Origin of the sequence: Burkholderia arboris, assembly GCF_038723655.1 — a bacterium.
Classification (GTDB): domain Bacteria; phylum Pseudomonadota; class Gammaproteobacteria; order Burkholderiales; family Burkholderiaceae; genus Burkholderia; species Burkholderia arboris.
On record NZ_CP109821.1, the window covers coordinates 1,663,454 to 1,679,781 of the forward strand.

Consider the following 16,328-nt stretch of genomic DNA (forward strand, 5'->3'; position numbering starts at 1 on the left):
CGCACGAGGCGAAGCCCGGCGGTGCCGGATCGTACGGTTCGGAATCGCTCTTGAACATCCGGCATGGTGCGATCGGGATCGCGCCGTGTCTTCTTCCGCGAGAAACCCATGCAACGCACGACACGACCTTCAGTGTCGTTGCCTGATCGCTTGCCGGCAGCGAGCCGCTGCTGCTTTACACGACGACGGTCGTCGTCACCGGTGGCGAATCGGCGCACGGCCGATCGTCCGGGCGCGCGCGTGGCATCGAGCGAACGCGACCTGTCGTTGCGTTTGCCGATGGAATTGGGTGGTGCGCGCGGCGGCACGAACCCGGAGCAGGTGTTTGCCGCCGGGTTTTGCGGCATGTTTTCACGGTGCGCTGACGCTGGTCGCGATGAAGCGCAGGATTCGCTTGCCGACGGATCTGGCGATCTCGGCGAGCGCAACGATTCAGCGCGATCCGTCGGATGGCCTGTTCGAGATCGAACTGGATGTCGAGGTCGGCATGCCGGGCGTCGATCTTGATGATCGCGCGTGCGCTGGTCGCGGAAACCGAAGCGGTATGTCCGTATGCGAAGATGGCGAGAGGCGGCATCCGGCATGCGGTGCGCGTGATCGGGGCGAGGTGCGATTCTGGCGCCGGAAATGAAAAAAGGCCGGCTAAAAGCCGGCCTTTTTTCTCAATCGAGTGGTGCCCAGGAGAGGACTCGAACCTCCACGATGTTGCCACCGCTAGGACCTGAACCTAGTGCGTCTACCAATTCCGCCACCTGGGCACATTTTGCAGTGAGCTGCTTGCTGCAAAGAAGCGAAATTATAGCGCGTCTATCGAGGCTGTCAACACTATTTGAGGTCGCGAACGAAAATAATTGGTCGGGCGTGTTCGGGCGGGGCGGGCAGTGCGTGCAAGCGCGTGGCGGCGAACGTAAGTCATCGATGTCGGTGCGCGCATGCACATCGATTCCGGTGCCGGAAATGAAAAAAGGCCGGCTAGAAGCCGACCTTTTTTCTCAATCGAGTGGTGCCCAGGAGAGGACTCGAACCTCCACGATGTTGCCACCGCTAGGACCTGAACCTAGTGCGTCTACCAATTCCGCCACCTGGGCACGTTTCGCTTGCTGCAGTGCGAAGACCGCTATTCTAGCGTGTCGGCGGAGTCTGTCAACACAATTTCATCCGAAGCGATAAAAATATGGCGCCCGTGCGTGGCGGGCCTTCATGCGCGGACCGGCTCCGCACGTTTCGCCGTGAAATTCCAGCGCTGCGCCTGGCCGGTATCGACGCGGGCGGGCAGCAGTCCGGCCGCGAGGAACGTGTCGGCGATCTTCTGCTGTTCGCCGAAGTTTTGCGCGGCCACGGCGCGGACGAGGTAGCTGCGTCGCGCATTCGCGCGTGCGATTGTCGCAGCGTCGAGCCCCCAGATCGGCGCGAGCGTTTCCGCGGCCTCCTGCGGATGGTCGCGCAGCCACGTGCCGGCCTGCGACAGCTGGTCGAACAGGATCTGGACGACGCCGGGCCGCGCAGCAGCGAAACTGCTCGATGCAAGGTAGTAGCGCTGGTACGACGCGAGTCCGTCGCCGTCGGCCAGAATCCGAACGTCGGGATTCCTGTCGACCGATGCGACATAAGGATCCCAGGTGATCCATGCGTCCACGCTGCCGCGCTCGAATGCGGCGCGGCCGTCTGCGGGTGTCAGGTAGTGGATCGCGGCATCGGCGGGCGCGAGTTTCGCGCGTGCGAGTGCGGCAAGCAGCAGGTAATGGCTGCCGGCCGCCTTCGTGACCGCGATGCGCTTGCCCTTGAGGTCGGCGAGAGTGCGCAGCGCGCTGTCCTGCTTGACGACGATCGCCTGCGCCTTCGGCGAAGGTGCTTCCTGCGCGACGTACACGAAGCGCGCATGTGCGGCTTGCGCAAAGACTGGAACCGTATCGGCCACGTCGGCGCTGAAGTCGACGGCGCCGACGTTGAGTGCTTCGGTCAGCGGCAGTCCGCTCGCGAATTCATGCCATGACACACGCAGGCCGAGCGGTGTCAGCGCCTGTTCGAGCGTGCCGCGTGTCTTCAGCAGCGTGATGAGCGTCGACGACTTCTGATAGCCGATGCGCAGGGCGGCAGGCTCATTTTCGGCGTGCACCCGGACGCCTGCGGCGGTGAGGCCTGCGGCCAGCATCGCGCGCGCGAACGCGCGGCGGTTCATCGACGTCATGAAGCGTGCTCCTCGTTGGATACGTTGCAAGCAAGGCGGCTAACGTAACAACGGGAAGGGCGATTGATAACCGATTAATTCTGCTATCGATCGGAACGGCGGACATAAGGCCGATGACGGCCGCATCGCGATGCGGGCGCGGAAATGAAAAAAGGCCGGCTAGAAGCCGGCCTTTTTTCTCAATCGAGTGGTGCCCAGGAGAGGACTCGAACCTCCACGATGTTGCCACCGCTAGGACCTGAACCTAGTGCGTCTACCAATTCCGCCACCTGGGCACGTTTTGCAGTGAGCTGCTTGCTGCAAAGAAGCGAAATTATAGCGCCCCAATTATTCGTGTCAACACTTTTTTGCGATGCATCGTAAACCGGCTGCCATCGCGCCTGCCGGCGGCATTCCCGTCATTTGGCGACACAGGCGGGTGATAGAATGGGCCGCCGCCGTCAATATAGAACTGTCTGACGGACACCTCTATGTTGATGCCGTGCACCATCAATCAACGCAACGAGAACAACCATCGACAAACCCTTGAGCAAATATCCGTACCCCATTCCGAGCCGTGAAGAAATTCTCGGCGTGCTGCGTACGAGCGACGCGCCGCTGGCCGCCAACGACATCGCCGAAGCACTGTCGATCAAGCGTCAGGAGCGCGAGGGGTTCTTCCGGCGTGTCGCCGCGATGGAACGCGACGGCCAGATCCGCCTCGACAAGCGCGGCCATTACCAGTTGACTCATCCGTCGAACTTCGTCGCCGGGCGCGTGCAGGGGCATCGCGACGGCTACGGGTTCGTGATCCGCGACGACGGTCAGGACGACCTGTTTTTGCCGAACGGCGAAATGCAGAAGGTGATGCACAACGATCGCGTGCTCGCGCGGATCGTCGGCTACGATCGCCGCGGTCGTCCGGAAGGGCATGTCGTCGAAGTCACCGAGCGCGCGAACAAGCGCGTGATCGGCCGTCTGCTCAACGAAAACGGCGCGCTGATCGTCGCGCCGGAAGACAAGCGCATCGGCCACGACATCCTGATCACGCAGAACGTGAAGAAGGCGAAGGTCGGTCAAGTCGTCGTCGTCGAGCTGACCGATTTCCCGAGCCGTCATTCGCAGCCGCTCGGCCGTGTCGTCGAAGTGCTCGGCGACATCGACGATCCGGGCATGGAAATCGAGATCGCGGTGCGCAAGTACGGCGTGCCGCACGAATTCAGCCAGCCGGCGCTCGACGAAGCCGCTGCGCTGCCCGACAAGGTGCGGCCGACCGACCTGCGTTTCCGCGTCGACCTGCGCGACGTGCCGCTCGTGACGATCGACGGCGAGGACGCCCGCGACTTCGACGACGCCGTTTACTGCGAGCCGGTCAAGGTCGGCCGCGGCGACGGCTTCCGGCTGATCGTCGCGATCGCCGATGTGTCGCACTACGTACAGCCGGGCACCGGGCTCGATGCCGATGCGCTCGAGCGCAGCACGTCGGTGTATTTCCCGCGCCGCGTGATCCCGATGCTGCCGGAAAAACTGTCGAACGGCCTGTGCTCGCTGAATCCGCACGTCGACCGCTGCGTGCTCGCGTGCGACATGGTGATCACCGCGCGCGGCGAGATCAAGGCGTACCAGTTCTATCCGGCCGTGATCCATTCGGCGGCGCGCCTGACGTACACCGAAGTCGCCGCCGTGCTGTCGAACACGAAGGGGCCGGAGGCCGCGCGTCGCGCCGATCTGCTGCCGCACCTGCAGGACCTGTACGGCGTCTACAAGTCGCTGTTCGCTGCACGCCAGAAGCGCGGTGCGATCGATTTCGACACGACCGAGACCTACATCGTCTGCAACTCGCAGGGCAAGATCGAACAGATCGTGCCGCGCCAGCGCAACGATGCGCACAAGCTGATCGAGGAATGCATGCTGGCCGCGAACGTCTGCGCGGCCGATTTCCTGAAGCGCAACAAGCATCCGGGCCTGTACCGCGTGCACGCGGGGCCGACGCCGGAGAAGCTCGAGAACCTGCGCGCCTTCCTGCGCGGCATGGGCCTGTCGCTCGGCGGCGGCGACAAGCCGCATGCGAGCGACTACGCGGCGCTGATGGCGCAGATCCGCGACCGGCCCGATGCGCAGATGCTGCAGCCGATGCTGCTGCGTTCGATGCAGCAGGCCGTCTACAGCCCGGACAATATCGGCCACTTCGGTCTCGCCTACGAGGCGTACGCGCACTTCACGAGCCCGATCCGCCGCTATCCCGACCTGCTCACGCACCGTGCGATCTACGCGATCCTGTCCGGCAAGAAGTACGTGCCGAAGGCGCCGGAAGGCTTCGAGTTGAACACGGCGCTGTCGCCGCGCGCCCGCGCAATGCAGCAGGCCGACGACGAATCGCGCGGCCGCTCGCGTTCGAACACGGCGATCTGGGAAGAGCTCGGCCTGCACTGCTCGGCGAACGAGCGTCGTGCGGACGAAGCGTCGCGTGACGTCGAAGCGTGGCTCAAGTGCTACTTCATGCGCGACAAGCTCGGCGAGGAGTACGGCGGGATGGTGAACGGCGTGACGTCGTTCGGCATCTTCGTGCAGCTCGACACGCTGTTCATCGAAGGGCTCGTGCATGTGACGGAACTCGGCTCGGACTACTTCCAGTACGACGAGATCAAGAACGAACTGCGCGGCGAACGAACGGGGATCCGCTACCGCCTGTCGGATCGCGTGCGCGTGCAGGTGAGCCGCGTCGATCTCGATGCGCGCAAGATCGATTTCCGTCTCGTGCGCGATACGCCGGTGAAGGCGCCGCGTCCGTCGCCTGCGCCGGCTGCCGCCGGCGCCGAGCGTAACGGCAGCGGTAACGGCAACGGTCCGCGCGTGCGCGCGCTGCCGCAGGCGGAGGAGTCCGCTCCGCGTCGCAAGAAGGCCGCGAGCGCGCCGAGCGTCGCGGTGAAGGACGCGCGCGCCGCGCGTTCCGCCGCGAAGAAGAAGGGCGGCGGCGGCGGTGGCGGTGCGCCGGCGAAGCCGACTGCGAAGAAGACGCACGCCCGCAAGAAGTATTGAGCGTTCGGGGCGGCGCACGCGCATGCCCTGCAGTATCGAGAGACGCCGCGTCACCGGTCATCGGCCGGCCACGCGGCGCTTTCCTTTTCCATGGATCGCGGCTGCGCACGTCGTGCGGCCGCACGTTTGATCGAAGGTTGTTCCAGTCATGTCACGTCTGAAGGTTCTTTACGGTTTTCATGCGGTGACCGCACGTTTGCGGCACGATGCATCGACGGTTGCGGAGGTGCTGTACGACCAGACGCGCCGCGACCGCCGCATGCAGGACTTCCTGCACACCGCGAAGGAAGCGGGCGTGCGGCTGATCGCGGCCGACGAAACGCGCCTGTGGGGCCTGGCGCACACCGAGCGCCATCAGGGCGTCGTCGCACGCGTCGAGGACGTGCCGCTCGCGCAGAACCTGTCGGAGCTGCTCGACGGCATCCAGGGTCCCGCGCTGCTGCTCGTGCTCGACGGCGTCACCGATCCCCACAACCTCGGCGCATGCCTGCGTGTCGCCGATTCGGCCGGCGCGCATGCAGTGATCGCGCCGCGCGACCGTGCGGTCGGCCTGAACGCGACCGCGGCCAAGGTCGCGAGCGGCGCAGCCGATACGGTGCCGTACATCACGGTGACGAACCTCGCCCGCGCGCTGCGCGAGCTGAAGGAAGCCGGCGTGTGGATCATCGGCACGTCGGACGAGGCGTCGGCGACGCTCTACGAAACGAAGCTCGACGGCCCGGTCGCGCTCGTGATGGGTGCGGAAGGCGAAGGCATGCGCCGGCTGACGCGCGATACCTGCGACGAAGTGATGAGCATCCCGATGGCCGGCAGCGTGGAGAGCCTGAACGTGTCGGTCGCCAGCGGCGTGTGCCTGTACGAAGCCGTGCGCCAGCGGCGCGTGAAGGGCTGACGCAGCCTGTCCCGCGCGACACGCGCGGGCCTCGATGATCCGAACGACGCGTGCGGCGATGCGATGCCGCACGCGGCTCCCCGGAGCCCGCGACCGATGACCTTGTTCCGAATTGGCGCGTCGTGCGCCGTGCTGTGCCTGCTGGCGGCCTGTACGTCGCCGTCGCTCGTCGAACGCGGCACCTACTACGCTGACACCGGCCTGCACGCGCGCGGTGCCGATTCGCGGATCCGCTTTCTCGTGATGCATTACACCGAAAGCGACGAGGCGAAATCGCTGCGCACGCTGACGGGCGATTCGGTCAGCGTGCATTACGTCATCCCGCCGCAGCCGCGCACCGAGCGCGGCATGCCCGTTGTCTACCAGCTCGTTCCGGAAGCGCAACGCGCATGGCACGCGGGCGTCAGCGCGTGGCAGGGCGCGACCGAGCTGAACGCGGTGTCGATCGGCATCGAGAACGTGAACCGCGGCCCGCTCGATCCGCAGAATCGCACGTGGCAGCCCTACCCACCCGGGCAGGTCGACGCATTGACCCGCCTGTCGAAGGATATCGTCGCGCGCTACCGGATTCCGCCGACGCGAGTGGTCGGGCACAGCGACATCGCGCCGCAACGCAAGATCGATCCGGGGCCGCTGTTTCCGTGGCATGCGCTCGCGCAGGCCGGTGTCGGTGCGTGGCCGGACGATGCGACCGTGGCTGCGCGGCTCGGCGGTCGCGATCCGCACGCGCCCGTCGACGTGCGGGAGCTGCAGCTCAAGCTCGCGCGCTACGGCTACGACGTGCCGACCGACGGCGTGCTCGACGCACGCACACGCCACGTGTTCGCGGCGTTCCAGATGCATTTCCGGCCGTCCGACTATGCGGGCAATCCGGACGCGGAAAGCGACGCGATCGCGCAGGCGCTGCTCGACAAGTACTTTCCCGGCACGCAACCGATGGACAGCGCACCGGCGGCCGGCGCGCCCTGAGCGCGCGGCACGTCGCACGCCGAAAAACGCGGGCCGTCCGCCGACTCCGGTAAACTGGCGGTTTCCCGCAATCCCGCAGCATCATCACTCCATGACTCAAGACGAACTCAAACGCCTCGTCGGCCAGGCCGCCGCCGATTACGTGATCCAGAACGTGCCGGAAGGCGCCGTGATCGGTGTCGGCACCGGCTCGACCGCCAACTGCTTCATCGACGCGCTCGCCGTCGTCAAGACGCGCTATCGCGGCGCCGTGTCGAGCTCGGTGGCCACCACCGAACGTCTGAAATCGCACGGCATCAAGGTGTTCGACCTGAACGAGGTCGACTCGCTGCAGGTGTACGTCGACGGCGCCGACGAGATCGACGCGAGCGGCGCGATGATCAAGGGCGGCGGTGGCGCGCTGACGCGCGAGAAGATCGTCGCGTCGGTGGCCGACACGTTCGTCTGCATCGCCGATGCCAGCAAGCGCGTGCCGGTGCTCGGCGCGTTCCCGCTGCCGATCGAAGTCGTGCCGATGGCGCGCACGGCGATCGGCCGGCGCGTGACCGCGCTCGGCGGCGTGCCCGTGCTGCGCGTGACCCAGGACGGCGCACCGTACATCACCGACAACGGCAACGAGATCCTCGACGTGAAGGGGCTGCAGATCGCCGATCCGCGCGGCTTCGAAGCGCAGGTGAACGCATGGCCGGGCGTCGTGACGGTCGGCCTGTTCGCCGAACGTGGTGCGAATCTGTGCTTGCTCGGCACGGAAAACGGCGTTGAAACGATCGTCTATCCGGCTGGCTGAATCTGAATGAGAAGCAGTCCGTAATGGCGTGAAATCGCTTGTAATGGACTGAATGTTTAAATCTTGTGGAAATCGGGGCCCGGCAGGCGCAGCGCGCTTCCCGGGCCTTTTTTTTAGCCGTATAAATCACCCCGTCAAAAAGAGGGATAACCCTGTCAGGTGTTTACCAGATAGCGAAATATCGTCGAACTCATCAACTTATAGATCATAAGAACAGTAGTAACCAGGGCCGGCGGAACTGCGGAGCAGGTGTTCGCAAATCGACGCACGGGGAGGTGTCATGGAGCAGGGCAAAGACCGGTCACTGGTCGCCAAAGTGATGGATGGGCTTGTCTCGGGTATCGTCGAAGACAAGTACGGCGGCATCTTGCCGCCACAGGACGTGCTGTCGAAAGAGTTCGATGTGAGTCGTACGGTGATGCGGGAGGCATTGTCGATGTTGCTTGCGCGCGACATGCTCGACGTGCGTCCGAAGGTCGGCACGCGTGTGCGGCCGATGCGTGACTGGCGCATGATCGACGAAGATGTCGTGAGCTGGCGATTTCGGGCAAAACCCGACCCGCAGTTCATGCGCGACGTCATCGAATTCCGGATGCTGATCGAACCGCGTGCAACCGCGCAGGCGGCGGTGCGTGCGACGGCGACCGACATCGCGGGCATTCGCGAAGCGTTCGATGCGTTCAAGGTGCTGCAGCCGGGCGACCCCGGCTACGACACCGCGGACGAGTTGCTGCATACCCGGATCGTCCAGGCGAGCGGCAACCAGTTCTTCCAGCAGATGGCGGCGATCGTGCGCGGTGCAGTGCGCCTCGTGAATCCGCGCGTCGTGCAGAAGGAAGGCGCGCACGACATCGCGGTGAAGGCGCATGCGCGTGTCGTCGACGCGATCGAGCGGCGCGACCCGCGTGAAGCCGAAGCGGCATCGCTCGCGCTGATCGATTTCAGCGCCGACGAGATTTCGCGCGATTTCTCGGTCGACGTGCCGATGCGAGCCTGACGCGGCACGTGTCGCTCATCCGTGTGCCGCCAGGCCGTTTATCATGACGGCCGGCCGGCAGCGTGCCGGCCATCGCCATACGACCGACACGGAAGATCAGGATGAACGACAACGACCATCGCCCGGTGCGCTTCGGCATCGTCGGCGCAGGCAGCATTGCGCGCCGCTTCGCGCAAAGCCTCGCGCACGTGCCGGGCGCCACGCTCGCCGGTGCATGGGCCCGCCGCGCCGACGCCGCGGCCGCCTTTTGCGGGACTTGCGGCGGCACGCCTGCCGCGAGCCTCGAAGCGCTCCTCGCGAGCGATATCGATGCGGTATACATCGCGACGCTCCATGACAGTCACGCACAGTACACGCTGGCCGCACTGGCCGCCGGCAAGGCCGTGCTGTGCGAAAAGCCGGCGACGCTGAACGCGGCGCAACTCGACACCGTGCTGCAGGCGGCGCGCGATGCCGGGCTGCTCTTCATGGAAGCGATGAAGCCGCCGTTCTTCCCGCTGTACCGTCAGTTGCGTGCGCATCTGCATGACGATCCGATCGGCGAGATCCGGCTCGTACGGGCGGGGTGCGCGTCGTCGTCGGTACCGGAAGATCATGCCGTCTATCGTCTCGATCGCGCGGGCGGCGCGCTGCTCGACATCGGGATCTACGAGACGTTTCTTGCCGTCGACTGGCTCGGCGCGGCGCTCGACGTGCAGACGCTCGGCCGCGTCGGTACGACGGGTGTCGACCTGTTCGCGAGCCTGAACAGCGTGCATGCGAACGGCGGGATCGCGCAGCTCTTTTGCGGGCTCGACGTGATGGGGCGCGGCGACGCGCTGATCGCCGCGGCCGGCGGCCACGTGACGATTCACGAGAAGTGGTGGAACCCCGCGCGTGCGACGATCCGCTACGCGGACGGACGCACCGTCGAACTCGACGCACCGGTCGACGGCGGCGGGCTGAACTACGAAACCGCGCATTTCTGCGACCTGCTGCGCGCGGGCAAGACCGAAAGCCCGATCATGACGCACGACCATTCGCGCCAGATGATCGCGATGACCGACGCGGCGCGAGCCGTGCTCGGCGTGCGCTATTCGGGCGAGTAAGCGGGAAGGAGGAAGCCGGGCGCGCGAGCGCGACCCGGCGGCACCACGCGGCTCAGTGACGCGACGGCAGCGACAGGCGCTTTTCGTACCAGCGCTGCACCCACTCGAGGATCTGGCACAGGATCCAGTACACGGCCGCGGCGGCGAGATAGAGCGGCAGCGGCTGATAGGTCGCCGCGATCACTTCCTGCGCGCTGCGCAGCAGTTCGGTCACGGTGATCACGGACACGAGCGACGTGTCCTTGATCAGGCTGATCAGGCTGTTCGACAGGCTCGGCACGGCGATGCGCAGCGCCTGCGGGCCGATCACGTAACGCAGCGTCTGCCCCCACGACAGCCCGAGGCTGTAGGCGGCGAGCCATTGGCCGCGCGCGATCCCGTTGATCGCGCCGCGCATGCTTTCCGACATGTAAGCCGCGACGTTCGCGGACAGCGCGATGACGCCGGCCGGCGTCGGGTCGAGCGAGATGCCGAGGCTCGGCAGCCCGTAATAGATGACGAAGATCTGCACGAGCAGCGGCGTGCCGCGCATCAGGCTCACGTATGCGCGCGCGAGCCACGCAAGCGCGTTGACCCAGATGCGCTCGAAGCCGTCGAGGGCTTCGCTCTGCCGGATGCCCATCATCGCGAGCACGACGGCGCCAAGCAGGCCGAACACCATCGACAGCACGGCAAACTTGACGGTCAGCACGGCACCCTGAGCGAGTACCGGCAGCGATTGAACGAGCAGGGACGTTGTCGACATGGAATACGAATCGAATGCGTGCGCGAAAGCGCAATCATAAACCGGACCAATAAAACAAAGGGCGGCATCGTTGAGGATGCCGCCCTTTCCGGCCCGCCGTCAGGCGGGAAATGCAGGCGTGCTTACTTGATCGGTTTCGTCACGTCGATGCCGAACCACTTGTCCGAGATCTTCGTGAACGTGCCGTCGGCTTCGAGTTGCGCCATCGCGTCGTCGATCGCCTTCTGGAACTTCGGGTTGCCCTTCTTGAACGGGATGCCCGACGGGTTTGCCGAGCCGACGTTCGCGCCCGGGCGCAGCGGCAGTTGCGAGTTCTTCGTCAGGTACGCGAGCATCAGGCGGTCGTTGAGCGCTGCGTCGAGGCGGCCGGCCGCGAGATCGCGCAGGTACTCGGGCGCACCCGGGTACGTCTTCACGTCGATGCCGGGCACCGACTTCGCCATGTCCATGTAGTTCGTGCCGAGCGCGACGCCGAGCTTCTTGCCCTTCAGGTCGTCCAGCGACTTGAACTCACGCGTGTCGTCCTTGCGCTGGATCAACTGCGCGGACGAGTACGTGTATGCCGGCGAGAAGTCGAGCGTCTCCTTGCGCTTGTCGGTGATGCCGACCTGGTTGGCGATCACGTCGAACTTGCCGGCCTGCAGGCCCGCGATGATGCCGCTCCATTCGGTCGTCACGAATTCCGCCTTCACGCCGAGCTTTGCCGCGACAGCCTTCGCGATGTCGACGTCGAAGCCGACGAGTTCGCCTTGCGGGTTCTTCGAGTTGAACGGGGGGAACGTGCCTTCGAGGCCGATGCGCAGCGTGCCGCGCTGTTTGACCTGGTCGAGGAGGTCGGCCGCATGCGCGGTCGCGGCGGCGAACGACGTGCCGATCAGGCCGGCGACCAGCAGCTTCTTCAGCAGCGAAAATTTCATCGTGTGTGTCCTTGCCCTGTCCGGGTCAATGATTCTGGTAGTAAGGTCGATGATAGCAAAAACGCTATCGACCATTAAATACAGTTTGTTTATGTCTATATTACGCGGTGCGTTCGCGGGCGATCGCCTTCACGCATTCCGACACGAGCGCCGGGCCGCGGTAGATGAAGCCGGTGTAAAGCTGGACGAGCGCCGCGCCGGCCGCGAGCTTCGCGCGGGCGTCTTCGCCCGAGAAAATCCCGCCGACGCCGATGATCGGCACGTCGTTGCCGACTTCGGCGTGCAGCTTGCGGATCACTTCATTCGACGCGTCGAACACGGGGCGGCCCGACAGGCCGCCGGCTTCGTCCGCATGCGGCAGGCCCTGGACGGCTGCGCGCGACAGCGTCGTGTTGGTGGCGATGACCGCTTCGATCTTGTGGCGCAGCAGCGTATCGCCGATTTCCTTGACCTGTTCGTCGTCGAGATCGGGCGCGATCTTCAGCGCGAGCGGCACGAGCTTGCCGTGCAGGTCGGCGAGGCGCTGCTGCTTGTCCTTCAGCGCGGCGAGCAGGGCGTCGAGTTCGCCGGCGCCCTGCAACTGGCGCAGGTTCTTCGTGTTCGGCGACGAAATGTTGATCGTCACGTAGCTCGCGAACGGGTACACGCGCTCGAGGCAGTACAGGTAGTCCTCGGCGGCGCGCTCGATCGGCGTGTCGGCGTTCTTGCCGATGTTCAGGCCGAGGATGCCGCGATAGCGGGCCGCCTGGACGTTCTTCACGAACTGGTCGACGCCGTGGTTGTTGAAGCCCATCCGGTTGATCAGCGCTTCGGCCTGCGGCAGGCGGAACATCCGCGGGCGCGGGTTGCCGGGCTGTGCGCGCGGCGTGACCGTGCCGACCTCGATGAAGCCGAAACCGAGCGCCGCCAGGCCGTCGATGGCCGCGCCGTCCTTGTCGAGGCCGGCCGCGAGGCCGACCGGGTTGCGGAACGTGAGCCCCATCACGGTGCGCGGCGCGTCCGGCACGCGGGCCGACAGCGCGCAGGCGAGGCCCGTGCGGCCGGCCGCGCCGAGCGCGCGCAGCGTAAGGTGGTGAGCGTCTTCCGCATCCATTTTGAACAGGGATGCGCGGGCCAGCGGATAGAGGGAACTGAACACGGGAATTGGGCGGACGGCCGGAATGAATGACAACCCGCTATTTTACCGGGAGTTGGGCGGCAGGGGCGTGCTTCGCTTCGTAGCCGCCGCGGCGTGCATCAACCGGAGCCGGAATGCCCGCCGGGCAGCGGCGCGCGGGCCAGCGCCGCGTCGACGGGCGGCAGGTCGATGCGGTCCGGATCGAGCGTCTTCCAGCGGCCGTCGATCAGCCCCTCGAGCGGATGGAAGTTCGCCTTGTAGGCCATCTTCGGGCTCTCGCGGATCCAGTAGCCGAGGTACACGTACGGCAGGCCGAGGCTTCTCGCCTGTTCGATCTGCCACAGGATGTTGTAGGTGCCGTAACTCGTGTGCTGGTCGTCGGGCTCGAAGAACGTGTAGACCGACGACAGCCCGTCGCCGAGGATGTCGATCATGCTGACCATGCGCAGCTTGCCGGGCTCGCCGCCCGGCGCGTCGAGGTCGCGGAATTCGACGAGACGCGAGTTGATCCGGCTCTGCAGCAGGAACTGCTCGTACTGGTCGCGGCTGTCGCGATCCATGCCGCCGCCCGCGTGGCGCGCGGACTGGTAGCGCATGTAGAGCGCGTAGTGCTCTTCGTCGTAGTGCAGCGGCGAAACCGTCGCAATCAGCGCGCGGTGCCGTTTCCACATCCTGCGCTGGGTGCGTGACGGCACGAACTCGCCGACGGGCACGCGCACCGGCACGCATGCGCGGCAGCCGTCGCAGTACGGACGGTACGTGAAGACCCCCGAGCGGCGGAAGCCGGCCTTCACGAGTTCGGTGTAGATGTCGGAATTGATCAGGTGGCTCGGCGTCGCGACTTGCGAGCGCGCGATGCGGCCGTCCAGATAGCTGCACGGATAGGGCGCCGTTGCATAGAATTGCAGCGCCGAAAGCGGTGAAAGCGGCAGCTCAGTCGGGTGAGTCATGGGCAGCTCTCGATGCAGGGAAGGAGTGCCGCGCTAGCGCTCGGTCCCGGAGGGCGCCGCCGTTTCGGCGGGGCCCGTCAGCGCGGTGAGCACGCGCTTGTCGAACTGCCACGGAATCGGCGGTTCGGCTACCGCGCTGCGCACGTGAGCGACAAAGGCCTTGCGTGCGATCTCGCGGCCGCCGAGCGACGCTAGATGCGACGTATTCTGCTGGCAGTCTATCATCTCCAGCCCCTGCCCGCGAAGGTGCGCGATGAGCGTGGCCAGCGCGATTTTCGAGGCGTCGGTCGCGTCCGCATACATCGACTCGCCGAAAAACATCCGCCCGAACGACACGCCGTACAGGCCGCCGACGCGCCGCCCGTCATGCCACGTCTCGATGCTGTGCGCGTTGCCGGAGCGGTAGAGCGACGTATAGGCGTCGATGATCTCGGCGGTGATCCATGTGCCGCGCTGCCCGCGCCGCGGCGCCTGCGCACAGGCGCGCATCACGCCGGCAAAGTCGTAATCGACGCGTACTTCCCATTCGGGCTGGCGCAGCACGCGCTTCAGCGTCTTGCGCAGCGAAGGCGACACCTTGAATTCGGCCGGCACGAGGATCATGCGCGGGTCGGGGCTCCACCACAGCACCGGCTGGCCGTCCGAGTACCACGGGAAAATGCCGCGCAGGTATGCGTCGATGAGGCGCGACGGCAGCAGGTCGGCGCTCGCGGCGAGCAGCCCGGGCGCGCCGGTCGCGGGACCGAGCGCGCGTTCGATGGACGGAAACGGATCGTCCGGGCCGAGCCAGGGGACCATGGGGCGGGGGCTCAGCCGTTGCGCAGCGAGCGGAAGATATCGCCGGTGTGCACGCCGTAGTCGCCCGCGGCGCGATCGGCGAAGAAGAATCGCAGGGTCTGGCTGACGGTCGGGAACGCAATCTCGTCCCACGGGATGTCGGCTTCGTCGAACAGCTTCACCTCGAGGCTTTCCTCGCCGGCTTCGAACGCCGGATCGGTGAGCCGTGCGAGGTAGAACAGGTGGACCTGGTGCACGTGCGGCACGTTGAGCAGCGTGAACAGGTTCTGCACTTCGACGCGCGCGCCGGCTTCCTCGAGCGTTTCGCGTGCGGCGGCTTCCGCCGTCGTCTCGCCCATTTCCATGAAACCTGCCGGCAGGGTCCAGAACCCGTAGCGCGGTTCGATCGCGCGGCGGCACAGCAGGATCTGGTCGCCCCAGACCGGGACCGTGCCGACCACGTTGCGCGGATTCTGATAGTGGATCGTGCCGCAGTGATCGCAGACGAAGCGCTCGCGGTTGTCGCCCGGAGGAATGCGCGCGATGACTTCGTGACCGCAGACGGAGCAGAATTTCATGTCGAGTGGAAGGGACGAGGTGATGCGAGTGTATCACCGGGGCGCGGCATTCTTGAACGCCAGCGCATGCAGGCGGCACGACGTGCGAAGCGGAGGTGCGCATGCGCGAAGAGGGCGCGGCGCTCGGGCGCGGAAAAACAAAAAGCCCGGCGCTGGGCCGGGCTTTTTGCGTAATTCTGGACGGTTGGTTGCGGGGGTAGGATTTGAACCTACGACCTTCGGGTTATGAGCCCGACGAGCTGCCAGACTGCTCCACCCCGCGTCCGTCGAAGAAATGAATTATATGGGTTATCCCGAATGCGTGCAAGCGCTTTCTGACAATTTCTTGTCGCTGCTTGTGGGGCCGGTACGGCGGGTACGTGCGCTAGAATCAAGCGGTTTGTTTCGTCTCCTATTCAGCGGGGCCATGCGCGATCGCGTCGGCCCCGTTGCGACTCTCATCACTGCATCGACGGATTCATGGACATCGCTCACGATCTGCAATCGATCGGCGCGCAGGAACAGGCGCTCGTGTTTCCCCATTTCGACCCGGCCCGCGCGTGGGCGCTCGGCAACCGGATGCATGCGCTCGCGACGTCGCGCGGCCATGCGGTCGCGATCGACATCGTCACGTTCGGCCAGCCGCTGTTCTACGCGGCGCTCGCTGGAGCCACGCCCGACAATGCCGACTGGGTGCGCCGCAAGCGCAACGTCGTCGCGCATTTCCGCCGCAGCTCGTATGCGATCGGCCTGCGCATGCAGCAGGCCGGCGCTACGCTCGCCGACAAGCACGGGTTGCCGATCGCCGAATATGCGCCGCATGGCGGCTCGTTTCCGCTGACCGTCGCCGGCGCCGGCGTGATCGGCTCGATCACCGCGTCGGGGCTGCCGCAGCGCGCGGATCACGAATTCGTCGTCGAGGCGTTGTGTGCGGAACTCGGCCACGACTATGCCGTACTGTCTCTCGCCAGGAGCTGAGCGATGCAACTGCCCGGTTACGCATGGCTCGCGATCGCGATCGTCGCGGAAGTGGTCGGCACGTCCGCGCTGCGCGCGGCGGACGGCTTCACGCGCTTCTGGCCGTCGACGCTCGTCGTCGCCGGTTACGGCATCGCGTTCTACTGCCTGTCGCTCACGTTGCGCACGATGCCCGTCGGCATCATCTATGCAGTCTGGTCGGGCGCCGGCATCGTGCTGATCACGCTCGTCGCGATGCTGCTCTATCGTCAGGTGCCGGACCTGCCGGCGGTGATCGGCCTGGGGCTGATCATCTCGGGCGTCGTGGTGCTGAACCTGTTCTCGAAGATGCAGGCGCACTGAGCGTGC

General features: G+C 65.8%; 16 protein-coding genes and 4 tRNA genes. 9 read left to right on the plus strand and 11 right to left on the minus strand.

The genetic code is table 11. The annotated features are described in order from the left end of the window. The first annotated feature begins 325 nt into the window (after window positions 1-325). The gene (locus OHZ10_RS07785) at window positions 326-631 is read left to right on the plus strand and encodes a hypothetical protein (RefSeq protein ID WP_342704197.1); all 306 of its coding nucleotides are present in this window, start codon (window positions 326-328) and stop codon (window positions 629-631) included. Between the two features lie 40 nt (window positions 632-671). Here the strand turns inward: OHZ10_RS07785 and OHZ10_RS07790 are convergent. The 4 genes from OHZ10_RS07790 to OHZ10_RS07805 all read right to left on the minus strand — a co-directional run bounded on the left by OHZ10_RS07790 (window position 672) and on the right by OHZ10_RS07805 (window position 2,463). Continuing rightward, window positions 672-758: transfer RNA gene (locus OHZ10_RS07790), tRNA-Leu, on the minus strand. A gap of 243 nt (window positions 759-1,001) precedes the next feature. Beyond that, window positions 1,002-1,088 (minus strand) — tRNA-Leu (locus tag OHZ10_RS07795). 110 nt (window positions 1,089-1,198) lie between these two features. Next, window positions 1,199-2,188 carry an aliphatic sulfonate ABC transporter substrate-binding protein gene (locus tag OHZ10_RS07800; RefSeq protein ID WP_256085928.1) on the minus strand — a complete coding sequence of 330 codons (990 nt, stop codon included), beginning with the start codon at window positions 2,186-2,188 and terminating at the stop codon, window positions 1,199-1,201. Window positions 2,189-2,376: 188 nt separating this feature from the next. After that, window positions 2,377-2,463, minus strand: a tRNA-Leu gene (locus OHZ10_RS07805). 250 nt (window positions 2,464-2,713) lie between these two features. Between OHZ10_RS07805 and rnr the strand changes: the two genes are divergently transcribed. The 6 genes from rnr (at window position 2,714) to OHZ10_RS07835 (ending at window position 9,939) form a co-directional block, all read left to right on the plus strand. Continuing rightward, window positions 2,714-5,206 (plus strand): ribonuclease R, encoded by a 2,493-nt coding sequence (gene rnr, locus OHZ10_RS07810; protein WP_059234602.1) that lies wholly within the window; start codon window positions 2,714-2,716, stop codon window positions 5,204-5,206. A 148-nt stretch (window positions 5,207-5,354) separates the two neighbouring features. Next, a complete protein-coding gene (gene rlmB / locus OHZ10_RS07815) occupies window positions 5,355-6,098 on the plus strand; it encodes a 23S rRNA (guanosine(2251)-2'-O)-methyltransferase RlmB (RefSeq protein ID WP_059234599.1) in 744 nt (247 codons plus the stop codon). 96 nt (window positions 6,099-6,194) lie between these two features. Continuing rightward, the gene (locus tag OHZ10_RS07820) at window positions 6,195-7,067 is read left to right on the plus strand and encodes an N-acetylmuramoyl-L-alanine amidase (RefSeq protein WP_059234597.1); all 873 of its coding nucleotides are present in this window, start codon (window positions 6,195-6,197) and stop codon (window positions 7,065-7,067) included. Window positions 7,068-7,158: 91 nt separating this feature from the next. Then, window positions 7,159-7,854 (plus strand): ribose-5-phosphate isomerase RpiA, encoded by a 696-nt coding sequence (rpiA, locus tag OHZ10_RS07825; protein ID WP_340624077.1) that lies wholly within the window; start codon window positions 7,159-7,161, stop codon window positions 7,852-7,854. A gap of 280 nt (window positions 7,855-8,134) precedes the next feature. Continuing rightward, window positions 8,135-8,851 (plus strand): FadR/GntR family transcriptional regulator, encoded by a 717-nt coding sequence (locus tag OHZ10_RS07830; protein ID WP_059234593.1) that lies wholly within the window; start codon window positions 8,135-8,137, stop codon window positions 8,849-8,851. Window positions 8,852-8,952: 101 nt separating this feature from the next. Further along, window positions 8,953-9,939, plus strand: coding sequence for a Gfo/Idh/MocA family protein (locus OHZ10_RS07835; protein ID WP_059234592.1), 987 nt, complete (start codon window positions 8,953-8,955; stop codon window positions 9,937-9,939). Between the two features lie 52 nt (window positions 9,940-9,991). On the opposite strand, the gene OHZ10_RS07840 is transcribed toward OHZ10_RS07835, so the two are convergent. The 7 genes from OHZ10_RS07840 to OHZ10_RS07870 all read right to left on the minus strand — a co-directional run bounded on the left by OHZ10_RS07840 (window position 9,992) and on the right by OHZ10_RS07870 (window position 15,285). Then, entirely contained in the window at window positions 9,992-10,684 is a 693-nt protein-coding gene (locus OHZ10_RS07840; protein ID WP_006484207.1) for an amino acid ABC transporter permease, read from the minus strand. 122 nt (window positions 10,685-10,806) lie between these two features. Beyond that, complete coding sequence (locus tag OHZ10_RS07845; protein WP_059234590.1) at window positions 10,807-11,601, minus strand: cystine ABC transporter substrate-binding protein; 795 nt, start codon at window positions 11,599-11,601, stop codon at window positions 10,807-10,809. A gap of 100 nt (window positions 11,602-11,701) precedes the next feature. Beyond that, window positions 11,702-12,739, minus strand: coding sequence for a quinone-dependent dihydroorotate dehydrogenase (locus tag OHZ10_RS07850; RefSeq protein WP_059234588.1), 1,038 nt, complete (start codon window positions 12,737-12,739; stop codon window positions 11,702-11,704). A gap of 98 nt (window positions 12,740-12,837) precedes the next feature. Continuing rightward, entirely contained in the window at window positions 12,838-13,668 is an 831-nt protein-coding gene (locus tag OHZ10_RS07855) for an arginyltransferase (protein WP_059234587.1), read from the minus strand. 33 nt (window positions 13,669-13,701) lie between these two features. Then, window positions 13,702-14,466 (minus strand): leucyl/phenylalanyl-tRNA--protein transferase, encoded by a 765-nt coding sequence (aat, locus tag OHZ10_RS07860; protein WP_059234585.1) that lies wholly within the window; start codon window positions 14,464-14,466, stop codon window positions 13,702-13,704. Window positions 14,467-14,477: 11 nt separating this feature from the next. After that, complete coding sequence (locus OHZ10_RS07865) at window positions 14,478-15,023, minus strand: NUDIX hydrolase (RefSeq protein WP_011351855.1); 546 nt, start codon at window positions 15,021-15,023, stop codon at window positions 14,478-14,480. 185 nt (window positions 15,024-15,208) lie between these two features. Then, window positions 15,209-15,285 (minus strand) — tRNA-Met (locus OHZ10_RS07870). 197 nt (window positions 15,286-15,482) lie between these two features. Between OHZ10_RS07870 and OHZ10_RS07875 the strand changes: the two genes are divergently transcribed. Beyond that, the gene (locus OHZ10_RS07875) at window positions 15,483-15,980 is read left to right on the plus strand and encodes a heme-degrading domain-containing protein (RefSeq protein WP_059234583.1); all 498 of its coding nucleotides are present in this window, start codon (window positions 15,483-15,485) and stop codon (window positions 15,978-15,980) included. A gap of 9 nt (window positions 15,981-15,989) precedes the next feature. Continuing rightward, window positions 15,990-16,322 (plus strand): DMT family transporter, encoded by a 333-nt coding sequence (locus OHZ10_RS07880; protein ID WP_404823581.1) that lies wholly within the window; start codon window positions 15,990-15,992, stop codon window positions 16,320-16,322. Window positions 16,323-16,328: the final 6 nt, after the last annotated feature.

Bases quoted from the DNA above. Each gene is read 5' to 3' on its own strand.
- OHZ10_RS07875 (WP_059234583.1), top strand. From the start codon at position 15,483: ATGGACATCGCTCACGATCTGCAATCGATCGGCGCGCAGGAACAGGCG.
- OHZ10_RS07865 (WP_011351855.1), bottom strand. From the start codon at position 15,023: ATGAAATTCTGCTCCGTCTGCGGTCACGAAGTCATCGCGCGCATTCCT.
- OHZ10_RS07835 (WP_059234592.1), top strand. From the start codon at position 8,953: ATGAACGACAACGACCATCGCCCGGTGCGCTTCGGCATCGTCGGCGCA.
- rlmB (WP_059234599.1), top strand. From the start codon at position 5,355: ATGTCACGTCTGAAGGTTCTTTACGGTTTTCATGCGGTGACCGCACGT.
- aat (WP_059234585.1), bottom strand. From the start codon at position 14,466: ATGGTCCCCTGGCTCGGCCCGGACGATCCGTTTCCGTCCATCGAACGC.
- OHZ10_RS07820 (WP_059234597.1), top strand. From the start codon at position 6,195: ATGACCTTGTTCCGAATTGGCGCGTCGTGCGCCGTGCTGTGCCTGCTG.
- OHZ10_RS07840 (WP_006484207.1), bottom strand. From the start codon at position 10,684: ATGTCGACAACGTCCCTGCTCGTTCAATCGCTGCCGGTACTCGCTCAG.
- OHZ10_RS07855 (WP_059234587.1), bottom strand. From the start codon at position 13,668: ATGACTCACCCGACTGAGCTGCCGCTTTCACCGCTTTCGGCGCTGCAA.
- OHZ10_RS07830 (WP_059234593.1), top strand. From the start codon at position 8,135: ATGGAGCAGGGCAAAGACCGGTCACTGGTCGCCAAAGTGATGGATGGG.
- rpiA (WP_340624077.1), top strand. From the start codon at position 7,159: ATGACTCAAGACGAACTCAAACGCCTCGTCGGCCAGGCCGCCGCCGAT.
- OHZ10_RS07800 (WP_256085928.1), bottom strand. From the start codon at position 2,188: ATGACGTCGATGAACCGCCGCGCGTTCGCGCGCGCGATGCTGGCCGCA.
- OHZ10_RS07845 (WP_059234590.1), bottom strand. From the start codon at position 11,601: ATGAAATTTTCGCTGCTGAAGAAGCTGCTGGTCGCCGGCCTGATCGGC.